Source organism: Marinobacter halophilus, assembly GCF_003007685.1.
Lineage (GTDB): Bacteria > Pseudomonadota > Gammaproteobacteria > Pseudomonadales > Oleiphilaceae > Marinobacter > Marinobacter halophilus.
The window spans coordinates 42,535-59,002 of the sequence record NZ_PXNN01000004.1; the positions used below are offsets into that span (position 1 = coordinate 42,535).

Here is a 16,468-nt window from a genome sequence, read left to right on the forward strand (position 1 = left end):
CCTGGGCGCCTCAATCTTCAGCCCTCGAGCGAAATGCCCAGGTTGCTGACGCCATCGTTGGCGGCGTCGGTTCGCAACTGGCTGATAAAGTCGCCCCTTGGCGTGCGCTGGCGCTTGAGGGCGAGCAAAGTGTCACGCTGGAACAGTTTGTCTTCTTTGAGCAGCGGGTGCTGCTCGAACAGGCGGACCAGTTCGTCTTCATCCATGCCTTCACCCTCAGACATCTCCACGAAATCCATCACAGTCTTGGTGGCCAGATGAGAGGCATCTGTGGCCCGATGCTTGTTCGGGTTCAGGCGATTAAGCAGGGCCTGCTCAAGCAGCTGGCAGAAATCGAAGGCCGGATACACGCCGTAAGCATCGTAGTCTTCGACGTTGGGGCTGAGCGCCTCGAGCTTGGTGAGCAACTGAGGGATGGCCGCTTCCGTGGCGTCTTCCTGGAGCAGGTCCCAGGCAAGATCCAGCAGCTGACGCATTTTACCGCCGCTTTTCATGCCAACGGCATCTGCAAACAGGGCGTAGTTTGGAAAGGCACGTTCGGCCAGCGTCAGCAGGAAGGCGCATTCGCGCCAGCCCTGAAGTTGTGATACGGCTTTAAGAAACTGGTTGGCGTTCATGCTCTGGGCAGGGTCACGCCGGTCTGGCCAAGGTACTTGCCGCCGCGGTCTCTGTAACTGGTTTCACAGATCTCGTCCGATTCGAAGAACAGCATTTGGGCGACGCCTTCGTTGGCGTAAATTTTCGCGGGCAGATTGGTGGTGTTGGAAAACTCCAGGGTAACCTGGCCTTCCCATTCCGGCTCCAGCGGGGTGACGTTGACGATGATGCCGCAACGGGCGTAGGTGCTTTTGCCCAGGCAAATGGTGAGTACACTTCTGGGAATGCGGAAATACTCCACGGTGCGCGCGAGAGCGAAGCTGTTCGGCGGGATGACGCAGACGTCGCTGGTGATGTTAACGAAGCTGTTTTCGTCGAAGTTTTTGGGGTCAACGGTGGCGCTGTGGACGTTGGTGAAGATTTTGAATTCGTTGCTGCAGCGTACGTCGTAGCCATAGCTTGAGGTGCCATAGGAGATGACGCGGCCTTTTTCGTTTTCACGAACTTGCCCGGCTTCAAAGGGTTCGATCATGCCGTGTTGTTCGGCCATCCGGCGGATCCACTTATCGGACTTGATGCTCATGGGGGAAATTCTCGATTTAAGCTGGGAAAATTGGCGCGTAGTTTACCTGTTCCCCGGGGGTCTGTCGAAAGCTTGGAGGTCGCAGACCTTGGTCCATGCAAGCCTCGGGGCTGCGGTGGCAGGATTGCCTTTCCAAAAACCGCTACAAGCTCATCCATGAGCGCTTATTTCGGGCCGTCCGTGGCCCTCAAAATTTTTGGAAAGGCAATCCTGCCACCGCGATCGAACAGCGGAGCGGGAACCCCGTGCCGTTTTAGTCTGTTTAATGCTCCGTTACAGAGACGCTGGAAATGGTGCCACTGAGATTTCGCTCCCGTGTGGACAGTTCCGCCCCCACCCGTCGGGCAATATCGCGATAACGGAGCGCCACTTCAGAATCGGGTTCAGCCACCACGGTCGGAGATCCACTGTCAGTCTGCTCGCGGATGGTCATGTGCAGGGGCAGCTGGCCCAGCAAGGTGGTTTGGTATTCTTCCGCGATGCGCTCGCCGCCGCCGTGACCAAACAGGGGTTCTTCGTGGCCGCAGTTGCTGCAAATATGCACGCTCATGTTTTCGATCACACCGATCACCGGGATTTCCACTTTGCGGAAGAGTTCGATACCTTTTTTACCGTCCAGCAGGGCGATGTCTTGCGGGGTGGTGACGATGACGGCGCCGGTAACCGGAACTTTCTGGCCCAGGGTGAGCTGGATGTCGCCGGTGCCGGGGGGCATGTCGACGATGAGATAGTCGACCTCATCCCAGAGGGTTTGTTCGAGCAATTGCATCACTGCGCCGCTGACCATGGGACCGCGCCAGGCCATGGGAGTTTTGTCGGTAGTGACGAAGGCCATGGAGTTTGCCTGCAGGCCGTGGGCCTTGATGGGCACAAAGTATTTGTTTTCACGAACATCCGGTCGTTGGCCTTCGGGCACGCCGAGCATCATGCCGATACTGGGTCCGTAAATGTCTGCGTCGAGGATGCCCACTCGGGCACCTTCAGCACTCAGGGCCAGAGCCAGGTTGACGGCGGTGGTGGATTTGCCGACGCCGCCTTTGCCGGAGGCGACGGCGACGATGTTTTTCACGCCGGCCACCGGCGCAAGGTCTTTGTTGACTTTGCAGGCGTGGATTTTCTGGCCCACGTGAACCTCGGCGCTTTCAACGCCGTCGACAAACTCAAGAGCGTTGGCGACGATCTGTTTGAGACCGCCGGCGATGCCTTTGGACGGGTACGGCAGTTCGATCATCAGGGTGACTTTGCCGCTGTCGTCTGCACCCAGGGATTTCACCGCGCCCAGCTCGTAAAGGTCTTTGTTGAGGTAGGGGTCCCGGTATTCGCGGACGGCGGCTTCAAGTGCCTGCTGGGAAATCTGGGTCATCGGGTTCTCCGGAATAAGCCAATCACCTTGAATGCAGGTGAAAAATGATGGCTTGAAAGGTATCATCTGTGGCCGTTTCTGACCACATGGGGTCTTTACCTGGAACAATCCATTCCGATTGCTGCCAGAACCCCGTTTATCTTTTTCCAACCCGCATCAACATAAGGTTCGGACATCACCATGACGCAAGCGAGCAAGCAACAGCGCGACATTCTGGTTACCAGCGCCCTGCCCTACGCCAACGGCCCCATCCATCTTGGGCATCTGCTGGAATACATTCAGACCGATATCTGGGTGCGCTACCAGAATATGCGAGGCCACAACTGCTACTACGTTTGCGCCGATGATGCCCACGGTACTGCAATCATGCTCAGGGCCGAGCGTGAGGGCATAACGCCGGAGCAGCTGATTGACCGGATTCGCCAAGAGCACCAGGAAGACTTTTCCGGCTTCCATATCCGCTTCGACAACTACCATTCTACCCACTCAGAAGAAAACCGGTTCTTTTCCGAGTACATTTACCGGCAACTGCAGCAAAACGGGCATATTGCAACGCGCAAGATTACCCAGTTTTTTGACCCTGAGAAGGAAATGTTCCTGGCGGACCGCTTCATCAAGGGCACCTGCCCCAAGTGCAAGACCGAAGACCAGTACGGTGACAACTGTGAAGCCTGCGGCGCCACCTACACGCCGGCCGAGCTGATCAACCCGCGCTCGGCGGTCTCTGGCGCCACGCCGGTGGAGAAGGAATCCGAGCACTATTTCTTCAAACTGCCGGAGTTCCATGACTTCCTGAGCAAGTGGACCCGCAGTGGTGCTCTGCAGCCGCAGGTGGCCAACAAGCTGGCTGAGTGGCTGGATGCCGGCTTGCAGGAATGGGACATCAGCCGGGACGCACCCTATTTCGGCTTCGAAATTCCGGATGCACCGGGCAAATACTTTTACGTGTGGCTGGACGCGCCGATTGGCTACCTGGCCAGTTTCAAGAACCTGTGCAACCGTGTGGGCATTGATTTCGAACACTTCTGGAAGAAAGATTCTACGGCCGAGGTTTATCACTTCATCGGCAAAGACATCATCAACTTCCACGCGCTGTTCTGGCCGTCCATGCTGCACGACGCCGGTTTCCGCACGCCTACGGCGGTCTGGGCGCACGGCTTTGTGACGGTCAACGGCAAGAAGATGTCCAAGTCCCGCGGGACTTTCATCATGGCCCGCACTTATCTGGATCATCTGGACCCCGAATACCTGCGCTATTACTTTGCCGCCAAGCTGACCGGCGGTGTTGATGACATGGATCTGAACCTGGAAGACTTCGCCGCTCGGGTCAACTCGGACCTGGTGGGCAAGGTCGTCAACATCGCCAGTCGCAGCGCCGGTTTCATCACCAAGCGCTTTGATGGCAAGCTGGGCAAAGTGACCGAGCAGGACAAGTTGAAAGAATTCATTGATGCCGGTGAACAGATCGCCGAGTTTTATGAAACCCGCGAGTTTGGCCGCGCCATGCGCCGGATTATGGAGCTGGCCGACATCGCCAACCAGTACGTGAACGACGAGCAGCCGTGGGTGATTGCCAAGCAGGAAGGACAAGATGACAGGCTGCAGGCCATCTGCACCAACGCCCTCAACATGTTCCGGCTGCTGATGACCTATCTGACACCGGTGCTGCCGAAAACCGCTCAGGCGTCTGCCTCTTTCCTGAACGACCGCATGGACTGGAACCAGCGTACACACCTGCTGGAAGATCACGGCATCGACAAATTTAAGCCGCTGATGAGCCGGGTCGACATGACCCAAGTCGACAAAATGCTGGACGCCTCAAAAGCGGAAATGTCCGTCGCGATCGGGCATCCGGCCCCGGCAGCCGACCTGGAGCCCATCGCCGATGAAATCGAGTTCGGGGATTTCGCAAAAGTGGATCTTCGGGTAGTCAAAATCGTGAAAGCCGAGCATGTGGAGGGCGCTGACAAACTTCTACGCCTTACTCTTGACGTAGGGCATGGCGAGCGCAACGTATTTGCTGGTATCAAGTCAGCGTACAAACCGGAAGAACTGGAAGGCCGAATGACGATCATGGTGGCCAACCTGAAGCCCCGTAAAATGAAGTTCGGCATGTCCGAAGGTATGGTTCTGGCAGCCGGCCCGGGTGGTAAGGACATTTTCATCCTGTCCCCGGATTCCGGCTCTACGCCGGGCATGCGGGTTATGTAAGCAGTCACAGGCAGAGACGCTCCGATGACAGAGTATTTGCTGATACTGGTCAGTACCATCCTGGTGAATAACTTCGTGCTGGTGCAGTTCCTCGGGCTGTGCCCGTTCATGGGAGTCTCCGGCAAGCTGGAGACCGCCATGGGCATGTCGCTGGCCACCACGTTTGTGCTGACACTGGCTTCGGTGTGCAGCTATCTGGCCTACACCTATCTGCTGGAACCGCTGGACCTGGCGTTTCTGCGGACCATCACCTTCATTCTGGTGATAGCCGTGGTGGTTCAGTTCACCGAAATGGTGGTGCGCAAGACCAGCCCTCTGCTGTACCGGGTGCTGGGTATCTTTTTGCCACTGATCACCACCAACTGTGCTGTGCTGGGCGTTGCCCTGCTCAACATCAACAAGAACAACAACTTCGTTGAATCGGTGCTGTACGGTTTTGGTGCGGCCGCGGGTTTCTCACTGGTGCTGGTGCTGTTTGCCGCCATGCGTGAACGAATTGCGGTGTCTGATGTGCCGGTGGCCTTCCGTGGCGCCTCTATCGGCCTCATCACTGCGGGTCTGATGGCTTTGGCATTTCTGGGCTTTACCGGCCTGGTCGCCGTCTGACGGAGCAGTTTTTATGTGGATGAGTTTCCTGATTGCTGTTGCTGTGCTGCTCGCCCTGGCCCTGGTTTTCGGCGGGCTGCTCGGCTTTGCGTCAGAAAAATTCAAGGTAGAAGGCAATCCGCTGGTAGACCAGATAGACAGCCTGCTGCCCCAGACCCAGTGTGGCCAGTGTGGCTTTCCAGGTTGTCGACCTTACGCCGAAGCGATTTCCAACGGTGAGGCCATCAACAAATGCCCGCCCGGTGGTGAAACCACGATCAAAGCCCTGGCCGACCTGCTCGACGTCGAGCCGCAGCCGTTGGATGCTGAACATGGCGCTGCGCAGGTCAAAAGGGTAGCCGTTATCCGCGAAGACGAATGCATTGGCTGCACCAAGTGCATCCAGGCCTGCCCGGTCGATGCCATCCTCGGCGCCGCCAAACACATGCATACGGTGATCGAGAGTGAGTGCACCGGCTGCGACCTGTGCGTAGAACCCTGCCCTGTTGATTGCATAGATATGATCACCATCCAACCTGACATTCGCAGCTGGACCTGGACACCCCCCAAACCAGAAATCATTGCCACCGACCGCCAGGGAGCCAGTGCCTGATGAGTCAGTTATGGGATTTTGCCGGCGGCGTACACCCGGCCGAGCACAAGCATCAGTCCACCAGCCGCCCGATTCGTGCGGCCGGCATACCGGAGCGCCTGATTCTTCCCCTCCAGCAGCACATAGGTGAACCGGCAGAAGCCATTGTTCGCGTAGGTGACCGGGTACTCAAAGGCCAGAAAATCGCCGAGGTGAAGACCGGCATGGGGGTGCCGGTCCACGCTCCCACCTCTGGCATAATCGACGCCATTGAACTACTGCCAGTACCTCACCCCTCCGGCATGGCAGACTGGTGCATCGTCCTGAAGCCGGATGGTGAAGACCAATGGGGCGAACACCAACCGGTCAGCGATTACCACAAGCTTGAACGCGAGCAGGTGTTGGACATGATTCGCGAGGCGGGCATTGCCGGCTTGGGCGGCGCCGGTTTCCCGACTGACATTAAGCTGCGCCCGCCCAGGGATCGCAAGGTTGAAACCCTGATTCTGAATGGCGCCGAATGCGAGCCCTATATCACCGCCGATGACATGACCATGCGCGAACACGCGGCGGAAGTGGTGGCTGGCATGAAGGTGATGGCCTGGATTCTGCGCCCATCACGCTGTGTCATTGGCATTGAAGACAACAAACCGCAAGCCATCACCGCCATGCGCGATGCGGTCCAGGGCACCCAGATCGAGATCGCGGTGGTGCCCACAAAATATCCGTCCGGCGGTGAGAAACAACTTATCCGGATTCTGACTGGCCTGGAAGTTCCCAGTGGCGGCATTCCCGCCGATATCGGAGTGATGTGCCAGAACGTGGGTACGGCGATGGCAGTCTCACGCGCAATCTTTGAGGGCAAGCCACTGATTTCGCGCGTGTTCACCATTACCGGTGAAGCGGTACGGCAACCCGGCAACTTCGAAGTGTTGATTGGCTCGCCGATCAGCGATCTTTTGGTAGAAGCCGGACTGCAAGCCGATCAGCTGAACCGATTGGTGCTGGGCGGGCCTATGATGGGTTACACCCTGACCACTGATACCGTTCCGGTGGTTAAAACCTCCAACTGTGTCATTGCAGCAACCGCAGCCGAGCTGCCACCCCCCCCGCCAGAGCAACCCTGCATTCGCTGCGGGCAGTGCGCCGAAGTTTGCCCCATGGAGCTCTTGCCACAACAACTGTTCTGGTATTCGAAGGCAACGGAGTTTGAAAAAGCCGAACACCTGAACCTGTTCGATTGCATCGAGTGTGGCGCCTGTTCCTTCGTTTGCCCGAGCTCTATTCCGCTGGTGCAGTACTACCGCTTCGCGAAAGATGAGGTTCGCACCCAACGAGCCGAGCAGTTGAAGTCAGACCGCGCACGTGAGCGTTTCGAGGCCCGCCAGGCACGCCTGGAACGTGAGCAACAGGAAAAGGAACTGCGACGTAAAGAGCGGGCCAAAGCCGCTGCAGTGGCGCAGGCGCAAAAACAGATAGAAGCCGAGCAAACCGTTGCCCAGGGTGATGCAGCGGATAACCGTGACGCCAAGGCAGCGCTGGTGCAACAGGCTCTGGAACGGAAAAAAGCCAAGACGGCAGCGCCACCAGAAGCCATCCAGCAGACGCCTTCACAACCGGCAAACAAAACGGACATTGACGCACTGGAAAAACAACTGATGCAGGCTGAGGCCAAGCTGAACACCATGCAAGGCATGCTGGACGAGGCCAAAGCCCAGCAGGCTGATAACGTCGACAAGCTGGAACGGGCGGTCGCCAAGAACCATGACCGGGTTGAACGCGCCCGGGAAGCACTGACCGACGCTCAAAAACGAGCGGGCGCCGAGCCTGCCCCGCAGCTGTCCGAGTAACCCACTGCAGGATCACTCATGGCATTAGTTCAACAATCATCACCCCATGCCCACAATGCCCGGCCTACGTCCCGGGTCATGCTCTGGGTCATATTGGCCGCCATCCCGGGGCTGGTGGCCCAGACCGTGTTTTTTGGCTGGGGCAATCTGATCAATGTAGTCTGGTGTGTGGTAATCGCAATGGCTGCAGAGGCCACCATTCTGAAGCTGCGTGACAAACCAATCGTGTTTTTCCTGAAAGACAATACCGCCGCTGTCACTGGCTTGCTACTGGGTTTGTCTCTGCCCCAGTTTGCGCCCTGGTGGGTGTCTGGCATTGCTGTGATATCTGCTATCGTCGTGGCCAAACAGCTTTATGGCGGGCTCGGCTCCAACCCCTTCAACCCGGCCATGGTGGGTTATGCCTTGGTGCTGATTTCCTTTCCGGTGGCGATGACCACCAACTGGGCACAGCCGGCCACCTTGTGGGCAGGGGCGCCAGGTTTTGGTGAGACCCTGGCAACCATCTTTTCCTCCAGCCAGACCAGCGTTGATGCGTGGACCATGGCCACTCCGTTGGACGAATACAAACACAAGATCGCCAGCCACACTGCAGCAGAAGTGTTGGAACACCCGACCTTTGGTGATCTGGTCGCACGGGGCTGGGAATGGGTCAACCTGGCTTTCCTGGCAGGCGGCCTGCTGCTGGTCTGGCTCAGAATCATTACCTGGCACATTCCGGTGGCCTTTCTGGCGGCCATCGCCATCATGAGTCTGGCCTTCGGTTACAACGCCGACCAATACGCGCCACTGCAACTGCACCTGCTGGCCGGTGGCACCATGCTCGGGGCCTTCTTCATCGCCACTGATCCGGTGTCTGCGGCCACCAGCCATCAGGGCAAGCTCATCTACGGGGCTGGCATCGGGGTGTTGATCTATCTAATCCGGACCTGGGGCAATTATCCCGATGCAGTCGCCTTCAGTGTGCTTCTGATGAATTTTGCCGTGCCTTTTATCGACCACTACACGCCACCCAGAACCTACGGCCATCACAAGCCTCGGCGTGGCGCACCCGGCAAGAGTGGAGGCTGAACCATGAATGCAATCACCAGCTCCATTCGCAGCAGCGCCATCGGTCTTGGTCTGTTTGCCGTGATTACCGGAGGCACCATTGCCCTGACTCAGGGCATTACCAAAGACCGGATTCAGGAACAGGCAGCCCGGGCCGAAGCCAGCGCCCTGTTCGAGATCATTCCCGAACACCAACACGACAACGATTTGCTGCGCGACGTGGTGACCCTGCCCGCCAGCAATCGACTGCCTGGCAGCGGACCAGTCAACGTCTGGGTGGCAAGGCGTAACGGTCAGCCCATTGGCATTATCATGCCGGCGCTGGCTCCGGACGGCTACTCCGGGGAAATCCGGTTACTGGTCGGCCTTGATCTGGACGGCCGGGTGCTGGGTGTGCGGGTAACCAGCCACCGGGAAACTCCCGGCCTGGGTGACCGGATCGAGACCCGAAAATCCGGCTGGGTGCACGATTTTGACGGGCGCTCTCTGGGCGATCCACCCGCCAATCAATGGAACGTCAAGAAGAACGGCGGTGTCTTCGATCAGTTCACCGGGGCCACCATTACCCCCCGGGCCGTGATCAAGGCCGTCCAGCGCTCTCTGGCTTATTTTCGCCAGAACCGGGAGGTGATTCGAGGCCGCCTGAACGAACCCGCCTCGCCTCGGAACCAAAAACTGATCCCGGAAGCCATTGCCGGTGAATCCAACCCTGCGGAGCATTCCTGATCATGGCCACAAAATCATCCGGTGAAATCATCAAGGACGGCCTGTGGACCAACAACCCGGCACTGGTCCAGGTACTCGGACTGTGCCCGCTGCTGGCGGTCACCAGCACCGTGGTCAACGCCATTGGCCTGGGTATCGCCACCCTCATGGTGCTGATGGGCTCAAACCTATCGGTCTCCCTCATTCGCAATTTCGTTAACGAGTCGGTACGGCTGCCGGCATTCGTCATGATCATCGCCTCGTTCGTGACCTGCGCTGAACTACTGATGCAGGCCTTTACCTACGAGCTCTATCAGATTCTGGGTATTTTTATCCCGCTGATTGTCACCAACTGCGCTATTCTGGGCCGGGCCGATGCCTTTGCCTCCAAGAACCCACCATTACCCGCGTTGCTCGACGGCGCCATGATGGGACTGGGCTTTCTGGCAGTGCTGATCATTCTGGGCGGCCTGCGCGAACTGGTTGGCCAGGGTACGCTGTTTGCGGACATGCACCTGCTGCTGGGCCCGATGGCTTCGAACTGGGTAATTGAACCGTTTGAACACTATCCGGACATGCTGTTCATGGTCCTGCCCCCTGGGGCCTTTGTGGGTCTGGGCCTGCTGATCGCCCTGAAAAACGGCATCGATCATCGCCTGAAAGAACGAAAGATTGCGGCAGAACCTGCCCCAGCCGGAACCGGCAGCAAAAGGGTAAGGGTGACCGGCAATGTTTCCTGAAATTTGCGCCTGAACCTGGCCATTACCCTGCACCAGGACAACGATGAACAAAGAAAAACGTACCGAGATTTTTACACGGCTGAGGGATGAAAATCCCGAGCCCACGACCGAGCTGAATTACAGCAATCCCTTCGAGTTGCTGATCGCCGTGATTCTGTCAGCCCAGGCTACGGATGTTGGCGTCAACAAAGCCACCGACAAACTGTACCCGGTGGCGAATACCCCTGAGGCCATATATGGACTGGGTGTAAACGGCCTGAAGGAATACATAAAGACCATTGGCTTGTTCAACAGTAAGGCTGAAAATGTCATCAAGACCTGCAAAATCCTGATCGACAAGCATAACAGCCAGGTACCGGATAACCGGGAAGACCTGGAAGCCCTGCCCGGTGTCGGCAGAAAGACCGCCAACGTAGTGTTAAATACCGCCTTCCGCCAGCCCGCCATGGCGGTGGATACGCACATATTCCGAGTCTCGAACCGGACCGGGATTGCGCCTGGAAAGAACGTCGTGGAAGTGGAAAAACGGCTGATGCGGCTGGTCCCGAAAGACTTCCTGATGGACGCTCATCACTGGCTGATTTTGCATGGCCGGTACACCTGCACCGCTCGAAAGCCGAAATGCGGGGCATGCATGATCGAAGATCTGTGCGAATTCAGGCAAAAGCGGGATTATCAATAACTCGGCGGGCGGGCATCCCTCTAACAAAAACGCCGGCAAGTGCCGGCGCTTTTGAATCAGACGAGAGCAATCAACGCTTGCCCAACATCTTGTCTTTCAGGTCTTTCTGAGCCGGTTTATCCGACAGCCAGATACCGAAAAGGGCTTTCTTGAACTCAAGATCACCGACGGTGTCGCGTTGCTCACCGTTTTTCAGAACCTGTACCCCTGCGTCTGGCACGTAAACCAGATCAAAGACATCACCTTCCTGAATCTCTTCCTGAAACACGGCCATAAACTGATCCACATCCGCTCTAATCGCAGAGAGATCACCACCGGTAGCCGCCTGGAAGCCCTTCATCGTTGCTTCCGTCATACGCTCACTGGTGATCATACCGGAGGTGATGTGCAGCGTGATGGCCTGATGCTCATCAGCCGCAATCACCGCCTCGGCATTGTTCACCTTCTCGGGAACATAGAGGCCACCCACATACAGGTTCATAAACCATTTTGAGCGAGTGCCTGCGCCATTGAGCTGGAGTTCCTGGCCCAGGGCAGAATAGGTATCCGGCACGTCCACACCATCCACATTCAGGGCGTAAGCAGGTGCAGCCAGAGCGCCGGCAAGCAACAGGGATACGAAACCTGTAGTTAGAGTCTTGTTCATCGTCCTTTCCTTTCGATCATTATTATTGAATATGTCATCCGTCACCGGGTCGACTCCCACTGCTCGCCCGGAGACAACATTCTAACAATGAAAATTACAGGGCTATCGCCACTTGGTTCTCATTTGCCGCCACATTTAACAAAAAAGCCGATCACGTTTCCGTGGCCGGCTTTTTTGGATCCTGAGGCGCTACGGCCTATTTGAACAGCAGATTTCCAGACAGTCCTTCTTTCTCAAGAATCTCTCTGAGGCGGCGCAAGGCCTCTACCTGAATTTGTCGCACGCGCTCACGAGTTAGCCCGATTTCCTGACCCACCTCCTCCAGCGTGCTGATCGGATAGCCCCTCAGTCCGAACCGACGAGACAGTACTTCCTGTTGCTTGTCACTGAGCTGGTCAATCCATTTCCCGAGGCAGGAACACATATTGTTGTCCTGCAGCAAGTCTGCAGGATCTGACGCAGCCTCATCCGCAACGGTATCCATCAGTGATTTATCACCGCCGACACCAATCGGAGTGTCCATGGACGCCACGCGTTCGTTCAATCCAAGCATGCGTTTAACGTCCTGCACGGGCTTGTCCACCATCCGGGCAATTTCTTCTGCGGTGGGCTCGTGGTCAAGCTTTTGAGTCAGCTCTCGGGCCGCACGCAAATATAGATTCAGTTCTTTGACCACGTGGATGGGCAGGCGAATGGTGCGTGTCTGGTTCATGATGGCCCGCTCAATGGTCTGACGTATCCACCAGGTCGCGTAGGTCGAAAACCGGAAGCCCCGCTCCGGATCAAACTTCTCGACGGCACGAATCAGACCCAGGTTGCCTTCTTCAATCAGGTCGAGCAGGGTCAGCCCCCGGTTGACATAACGCCGGGCAATTTTCACAACCAGCCGCAGATTACTCTCGATCATGCGCTTACGGCCAGATTCCTCACCTTTGCGGGCCAGGCGAGCAAAGTAGACTTCTTCTTCTGGGGTAAGAAGAGGTGAAAAACCGATTTCGTTGAGGTAAAGCTGGGTGGCATCCAGCTGCTTGGAACTGGTGTAATACTTGCCCTTGGCAGGAAAATCGTCTTCGATTTCTGCCACCGGGTCTTCCTGTGATGGTTTATCCGGTTTGTCTTCCGCTAACAAATGCTCTTCTGCGTCGTCCACATCTTCAACGCGATCAATAATGATGTCTTCGTGCTCTGCTGACATTGTCTACCCCGCCTCTCAATAATCCTGTGGTCGCCCGATACTTCTTGTTATTGCGGACTCATTCCAGTTGTGGTTTTCGTCAGGACATTTGCTTGTTGGCTGGCAATCACCGTTGCCGTTATTGTTGTTCTACTACGTGGTTATAAGTCAGGCCATCTGGGCAATCACGTCGGAAACATCCGGTTTCCGTGCTGCTAACGCTTTGGCAAGTACTTGGCCGGGTCAACCGGATTGCCATTTCTGCGAATTTCGAAATGTAATACCGGTTTGTCAGTTCCAGAACTGCCCAATTCAGCGATCACCTGTCCGGCTTTAACATCCTCCCCTTCTCGCACCAAAATCTTGCGGTTGTGCGCGTATGCGCTCAGATAGTGCTCGTTGTGGTTGACGATGATCAGATTACCGTAACCGAGCAACCCGCTACCGGCATACACCACATTACCACCTGCCGCTGCTTTCACAGCATCCCCGGGTTTTCCGGCAATATCAATACCTTTATTGACTTTTCCCGACTCTGAAAAGTTTGCAATAACGGTGCCAGCATGCGGCCATTGCCACCGGACGTTACCGACTGCCTGACTGTCTGTGTTTCGCCGAGGCGCAGAGGCTGCCGTCCGGGCAGGTTGTGTGGATCTGGTCTGAGTGGGCGCTCTGGTATTTACCGACGACCTTGGCGCGGGGGCAGCTTGTCGGGGCGGAGAAGACGAAGTTTGGGCAGTCTGGCGAATGGTTCCTTTCTTGTCGAGCCGCAGCACCTGGCCAGCCCTGATGGACCAGGGTGGTGACATGCCATTGGCATCGCCTAGTTCGCGATAGTCGCGTCCATATCGCCAGGCAATGCCGTAAAGCGTTTCGCCAGGCTTGACCACATGACTGCCCCAGTAAACAGGCGGGTTGTAGAGGTCGTCGCCGTAAATGGCGTTGGTATTACATCCGGAGAGCGTCAGACCGACCATCAGAAAGGTCAGAGCCAACACAAGCGTCCGCTTCCCGGAAAGATTCCGGCACGGGACGCCCTCAACAGGCCAGGGCCGGAATGAAAGAAACGCTTTGATGTGCCGGCTTAAAAAAATCACGTAATAACAAATACCTGGTTATGAAAAATCCATCTAAGAAACAAACGCCTTGCGATGCAGCTTCTCATGTTTCAGGACTAACCTATTAATATATGCACGATTTATAAGCAATTCCAAGTTACTCTCCGCACAGGATTGTTACCGTCCGGAACAATCGGCTCGTGTTCCGGGTAACACTTTTTTTCACCCATCAGTGCCCGCCACACTTTGCCGGCGCTCCGAAATCCGCCCGGACCACTCCAGAGCCAGGACCAGAAACAGCCCGAACACTGCCATGGCGGTGGCCAACAGAATCTGTGGATCCTGACCATAAAGGTTAGCCCAGGTTTCGGGGCCCACCGGTGACTGGCTGACCGGCACCTGATCTCCTGCGCTGTTGGTGCGCCAGCTCAGTGTTTGCTGCCAGGGCCATACCTTGCCCAGTGCGCCAATCATGAAACCGGTTAACAGTGCCAGCACAGTATCGTGAAAGTGGCGAAAAGCCAGCGTAATAACACGGGCAGCGGACAACAAACCAATCACGCATCCGGCCAAAAACAGCCCGAGATGCGCAAGCTCGAACGCTTTAACCGCCGCCAGTACCGGGGCATACATTCCGATAATCAGCAGCAGAAAACTCCCGGACACGCCGGGCAGGATCATGGCACAGATCGCGAGAGCACCCGCTCCAAAGAACGCCAGACCCGACGGCGCCAGTTCCGTCGCCGGCAAGGTGGTTACCCACCACGCAAACACAATGCCGGTGATCAAAGGAAACACCAAGGCCGGAGCGACCCGGCGAACCTGCTGACCTACGTGCCACACCGACGCCACAATCAGTCCGAAGAAGAAGCTCCAGATCAGTACCGGGTGAGTGTCCAGCAACCAGGTAATGACCGAGGCAAGACTGGCAACACTGGTGAGTACTCCTGCCAACAGGCACACCAGAAAAGTGCCATCCACCGACCGCCAGAACTCTGATAGCTGCCCTTTGAGCAGTTGCCGGACAAACGCCACCGGCGCGGCGCTGATGGCCTCAAGCAGCCGGAAATAGATGCCGGTGATAAAGGCAATGGTGCCGCCCGACACGCCGGGTACAATATCAGCGGCTCCCATGGCCATGCCCCGGAAAAATACGGCCACCGGATGGTGCTGGCGATGGTTCGAACGATCCGGATCCTGATTCATTAACGAACGACCCCGCCAAGCAGCGGGACAAAATGCACCGGCTCCAGTTCACGCCGCTCAAAGCGATCGCCTCGGCGGATGATTTCCACCAGGACCTGCTCGTACTCACCCACGGGCGCAATCAACACCCCACCCTCATCCAACTGGTCCAGCAGTTCCTGGGGAACCTCTACCGGCGCGGCGGTGACGATAATGCCGTCAAACGGCCCACGGTCGGGCCAGCCCATACCGCCATCGGCATGTTTGAGCATGACATTGCGGATCTTGAGCTGTCGTAACCGCTCCCGGGCACGCTCCTGCAGGGGGCGAATCCGCTCAACACTGTAGATAGTCGCGAACAGTTGCGACAACACGGTGGTCTGATAACCGGACCCCGTGCCCAGTTCCAAGACGCGGGCGGGCTCATGGGCCAACAGCAGTTCGGTCATGCGCGCGACGGTGTAGGGCTGGGAGAGGGTCTGGCTGTAGCCGATCGGCAGTGAGGTGTCTTCATATGCGCGGTGGGCCAGCGCTTCATCCAGAAAGATATGCCGGGGCACCTGACCGATCACTTCCAACACCCGGTCCGACTCAATGCCGGCCTCACGCAATCGCTGCACCAGCCGCATTCGAGTGCGCCTTGAGGTCATGCCGATGCCTTCAAGCTGTGCACTCATGCCTGCATGTCCTCCAAGCCATTCAGACCATCTACCCAGTCTCGAAGACCTGACAAAGACTCATGGCGAGTCATATCGATATGCACCGGCGTGATTGACACGTAGCCCTCACGCACCGCGTGAAAATCCGTACCCGGCCCGGCATCACCACCACGGCCAGCGGCGCCTATCCAGTAACGCTGTTTACCTCTTGGGCAGGTCATGGGCACCGCACCCTCAGCCCGCTCCCGATTGCCAAGCCGGGTCACCCGAAAGCCCGCTAACTCGCTCCAGGGTAAATCAGGGACATTTACATTGAGGATTGAACGGGGGCCGAGAGATAATGCCCGGGTACTCTCCAGCAATATCCGGACAACGCGGGCCGCCGTCTGGTAGTGAAAATGACCATCATTCACCAGAGAAACTGCAATGGCAGGCAGGCCAAGGTGACGACCTTCGGTCGCTGCTGCCACGGTGCCGGAATAGATAATGTCATCACCCAGATTGGCGTGAGTGTTGATCCCGGAAACCACCCGATCAAAGGGCTCACCAAACAGCCCATTAACTGCAAGGTGCACACAGTCTGTTGGTGTGCCATCCACCGAGTGGTAACCATTGGGGTGTTGATCTACCGTCAGTGGCCGGTTAAGGGTAAGTGCATTGCTGGCACCGCTGTGATCACGGTCCGGCGCAACCACTTCCAGCTCGCCCAGCCCCTGAAGGCCCTCAAAAAGGGCAACCAGCCCTGGCGAATGCACGCCATCATCATTCGACAACAGAATACGCACAGT

17 protein-coding genes are annotated in these 16,468 nt (G+C 57.1%); 8 read left to right on the forward strand and 9 right to left on the reverse strand.

Features of this window, described 5'->3' with window-relative positions; translation table 11 throughout:
• Positions 1–17: 17 nt before the first annotated feature.
• From C7H08_RS02965 to apbC, 3 genes are all read right to left on the reverse strand, one after another.
• Complete coding sequence (locus C7H08_RS02965; RefSeq protein ID WP_106670296.1) at positions 18–617, reverse strand: YjaG family protein; 600 nt, start codon at positions 615–617, stop codon at positions 18–20.
• Positions 614–1,180: a dCTP deaminase gene (gene dcd / locus C7H08_RS02970; protein ID WP_106670297.1), complete on the reverse strand. Its 567-nt coding sequence runs from the start codon at positions 1,178–1,180 to the stop codon at positions 614–616. The genes C7H08_RS02965 and dcd overlap by 4 nt, the downstream gene beginning before the upstream one ends.
• A gap of 262 nt (positions 1,181–1,442) precedes the next feature.
• Positions 1,443–2,543, reverse strand: a complete 1,101-nt coding sequence (apbC, locus tag C7H08_RS02975; RefSeq protein ID WP_106670298.1) for an iron-sulfur cluster carrier protein ApbC — start codon at positions 2,541–2,543, stop codon at positions 1,443–1,445.
• Between the two features lie 180 nt (positions 2,544–2,723).
• On the opposite strand from apbC, the gene metG reads away from it, so the two are divergent.
• The 8 genes from metG to nth are packed head-to-tail and all read left to right on the forward strand — an operon-like array spanning position 2,724 to position 10,958.
• The gene (gene metG / locus C7H08_RS02980) at positions 2,724–4,754 is read left to right on the forward strand and encodes a methionine--tRNA ligase (RefSeq protein WP_106670299.1); all 2,031 of its coding nucleotides are present in this window, start codon (positions 2,724–2,726) and stop codon (positions 4,752–4,754) included.
• A gap of 24 nt (positions 4,755–4,778) precedes the next feature.
• Positions 4,779–5,360 (forward strand): electron transport complex subunit RsxA, encoded by a 582-nt coding sequence (rsxA, locus tag C7H08_RS02985; RefSeq protein WP_058090326.1) that lies wholly within the window; start codon positions 4,779–4,781, stop codon positions 5,358–5,360.
• Between the two features lie 13 nt (positions 5,361–5,373).
• On the forward strand, positions 5,374–5,952 hold the full coding sequence (gene rsxB, locus C7H08_RS02990) for an electron transport complex subunit RsxB (protein ID WP_106670300.1): 579 nt from the start codon (positions 5,374–5,376) through the stop codon (positions 5,950–5,952).
• Positions 5,952–7,781 (forward strand): electron transport complex subunit RsxC, encoded by a 1,830-nt coding sequence (gene rsxC / locus C7H08_RS02995; RefSeq protein WP_106670301.1) that lies wholly within the window; start codon positions 5,952–5,954, stop codon positions 7,779–7,781. Before rsxB ends, rsxC begins: the two co-directional genes overlap by 1 nt.
• A gap of 18 nt (positions 7,782–7,799) precedes the next feature.
• Entirely contained in the window at positions 7,800–8,852 is a 1,053-nt protein-coding gene (gene rsxD / locus C7H08_RS03000) for an electron transport complex subunit RsxD (RefSeq protein ID WP_106670302.1), read from the forward strand.
• Positions 8,853–8,855: 3 nt separating this feature from the next.
• A complete protein-coding gene (gene rsxG, locus C7H08_RS03005) occupies positions 8,856–9,557 on the forward strand; it encodes an electron transport complex subunit RsxG (RefSeq protein ID WP_106670303.1) in 702 nt (233 codons plus the stop codon).
• Positions 9,558–9,559: 2 nt separating this feature from the next.
• Positions 9,560–10,276 carry an electron transport complex subunit E gene (locus C7H08_RS03010; RefSeq protein WP_106670304.1) on the forward strand — a complete coding sequence of 239 codons (717 nt, stop codon included), beginning with the start codon at positions 9,560–9,562 and terminating at the stop codon, positions 10,274–10,276.
• Positions 10,277–10,319: 43 nt separating this feature from the next.
• Positions 10,320–10,958 carry an endonuclease III gene (gene nth / locus C7H08_RS03015; protein ID WP_106670305.1) on the forward strand — a complete coding sequence of 213 codons (639 nt, stop codon included), beginning with the start codon at positions 10,320–10,322 and terminating at the stop codon, positions 10,956–10,958.
• A gap of 70 nt (positions 10,959–11,028) precedes the next feature.
• Here nth and C7H08_RS03020 read toward each other — a convergent pair whose 3' ends face one another.
• The 6 genes from C7H08_RS03020 to surE all read right to left on the reverse strand — a co-directional run bounded on the left by C7H08_RS03020 (position 11,029) and on the right by surE (position 16,465).
• Positions 11,029–11,604, reverse strand: coding sequence for a chalcone isomerase family protein (locus C7H08_RS03020; RefSeq protein WP_106670306.1), 576 nt, complete (start codon positions 11,602–11,604; stop codon positions 11,029–11,031).
• Positions 11,605–11,800: 196 nt separating this feature from the next.
• Positions 11,801–12,799, reverse strand: coding sequence for an RNA polymerase sigma factor RpoS (gene rpoS / locus C7H08_RS03025; protein WP_106670307.1), 999 nt, complete (start codon positions 12,797–12,799; stop codon positions 11,801–11,803).
• 194 nt (positions 12,800–12,993) lie between these two features.
• A complete protein-coding gene (locus C7H08_RS03030; protein ID WP_106670338.1) occupies positions 12,994–13,755 on the reverse strand; it encodes a peptidoglycan DD-metalloendopeptidase family protein in 762 nt (253 codons plus the stop codon).
• A 303-nt stretch (positions 13,756–14,058) separates the two neighbouring features.
• Positions 14,059–15,042 (reverse strand): DUF368 domain-containing protein, encoded by a 984-nt coding sequence (locus C7H08_RS03035; RefSeq protein WP_227663381.1) that lies wholly within the window; start codon positions 15,040–15,042, stop codon positions 14,059–14,061.
• On the reverse strand, positions 15,042–15,698 hold the full coding sequence (locus C7H08_RS03040; protein ID WP_106670308.1) for a protein-L-isoaspartate(D-aspartate) O-methyltransferase: 657 nt from the start codon (positions 15,696–15,698) through the stop codon (positions 15,042–15,044). The genes C7H08_RS03035 and C7H08_RS03040 overlap by 1 nt, the downstream gene beginning before the upstream one ends.
• Positions 15,695–16,465 carry a 5'/3'-nucleotidase SurE gene (surE, locus tag C7H08_RS03045; RefSeq protein ID WP_106670309.1) on the reverse strand — a complete coding sequence of 257 codons (771 nt, stop codon included), beginning with the start codon at positions 16,463–16,465 and terminating at the stop codon, positions 15,695–15,697. The genes C7H08_RS03040 and surE overlap by 4 nt, the downstream gene beginning before the upstream one ends.
• Between the last annotated feature and the right edge of the window lie 3 nt (positions 16,466–16,468).

Excerpts from the sequence above, each read along its gene's own strand:
- rpoS (WP_106670307.1), bottom strand. The coding sequence starts at position 12,799 with ATGTCAGCAGAGCACGAAGACATCATTATTGATCGCGTTGAAGATGTG.
- rsxD (WP_106670302.1), top strand. The coding sequence starts at position 7,800 with ATGGCATTAGTTCAACAATCATCACCCCATGCCCACAATGCCCGGCCT.
- C7H08_RS03035 (WP_227663381.1), bottom strand. The coding sequence starts at position 15,042 with ATGAATCAGGATCCGGATCGTTCGAACCATCGCCAGCACCATCCGGTG.
- rsxC (WP_106670301.1), top strand. The coding sequence starts at position 5,952 with ATGAGTCAGTTATGGGATTTTGCCGGCGGCGTACACCCGGCCGAGCAC.
- dcd (WP_106670297.1), bottom strand. The coding sequence starts at position 1,180 with ATGAGCATCAAGTCCGATAAGTGGATCCGCCGGATGGCCGAACAACAC.
- rsxA (WP_058090326.1), top strand. The coding sequence starts at position 4,779 with ATGACAGAGTATTTGCTGATACTGGTCAGTACCATCCTGGTGAATAAC.
- C7H08_RS03020 (WP_106670306.1), bottom strand. The coding sequence starts at position 11,604 with ATGAACAAGACTCTAACTACAGGTTTCGTATCCCTGTTGCTTGCCGGC.
- metG (WP_106670299.1), top strand. The coding sequence starts at position 2,724 with ATGACGCAAGCGAGCAAGCAACAGCGCGACATTCTGGTTACCAGCGCC.
- rsxG (WP_106670303.1), top strand. The coding sequence starts at position 8,856 with ATGAATGCAATCACCAGCTCCATTCGCAGCAGCGCCATCGGTCTTGGT.
- rsxB (WP_106670300.1), top strand. The coding sequence starts at position 5,374 with ATGTGGATGAGTTTCCTGATTGCTGTTGCTGTGCTGCTCGCCCTGGCC.
- C7H08_RS02965 (WP_106670296.1), bottom strand. The coding sequence starts at position 617 with ATGAACGCCAACCAGTTTCTTAAAGCCGTATCACAACTTCAGGGCTGG.
- apbC (WP_106670298.1), bottom strand. The coding sequence starts at position 2,543 with ATGACCCAGATTTCCCAGCAGGCACTTGAAGCCGCCGTCCGCGAATAC.
- nth (WP_106670305.1), top strand. The coding sequence starts at position 10,320 with ATGAACAAAGAAAAACGTACCGAGATTTTTACACGGCTGAGGGATGAA.
- C7H08_RS03040 (WP_106670308.1), bottom strand. The coding sequence starts at position 15,698 with ATGAGTGCACAGCTTGAAGGCATCGGCATGACCTCAAGGCGCACTCGA.
- C7H08_RS03010 (WP_106670304.1), top strand. The coding sequence starts at position 9,560 with ATGGCCACAAAATCATCCGGTGAAATCATCAAGGACGGCCTGTGGACC.
- C7H08_RS03030 (WP_106670338.1), bottom strand. The coding sequence starts at position 13,755 with ATGGTCGGTCTGACGCTCTCCGGATGTAATACCAACGCCATTTACGGC.